This window comes from Streptomyces sp. SID12501, from assembly GCF_010550245.1.
In the GTDB taxonomy this organism is placed as follows: Bacteria; Actinomycetota; Actinomycetes; order Streptomycetales; family Streptomycetaceae; genus Streptomyces.
Genome location: NZ_JAAGLU010000641.1, coordinates 1 through 444, shown reverse-complemented (window position 1 = coordinate 444; position 444 = coordinate 1). Strand labels below are relative to the sequence as shown.

Here is a 444-nt window from a genome sequence, read left to right as displayed (position 1 = left end):
CAGGACCATCACCCGGCGAAGGGTCGAGGGCGAGGCCGCACGGCGTAACCCGAGCGGCCGTTGTGAATGAAACCCCAGGCCGGCGAGGTTGTCCTGGGGTGCGTGGCGGGCCCACTGCCCGATCGCCAGGTAGGAACGGGTGCTCGCCAGGACCGCGCACGCGGCGGTCAATAACACCGAAGTGAGGGTGTGGCGGCGTCCGCGCCGGTCACGGGGATCGGGCAGGAGACTCAGCCGGGCGGCCAGGTCCGGCAGCTCACGCTGCTGACGCAAGGGCGACTTGACCAGACAGAAAGTGGAAGACTGGCGGCACATCGGAGCTCCGGTGATCGGCGGGTGGCTTGGCAGCCCGCGCTGATCATCGGAGCTTCGTTGCGTGCGGAACTGCCATAGTGAAGGTTCGTCACATCCCTGGGACCTGCAGGTCCTTGAAGCCACCGGGAC

1 protein-coding gene is annotated in these 444 nt (G+C 67.8%); it reads right to left on the bottom strand.

Annotation, left to right across the window (positions count from 1 at the left end):
• On the bottom strand, positions 1 to 315 hold a 315-nt coding region (locus tag G3I71_RS47685; RefSeq protein WP_164325201.1), incomplete at its 3' end, for a transposase family protein.
• Positions 316 to 444: the final 129 nt, after the last annotated feature.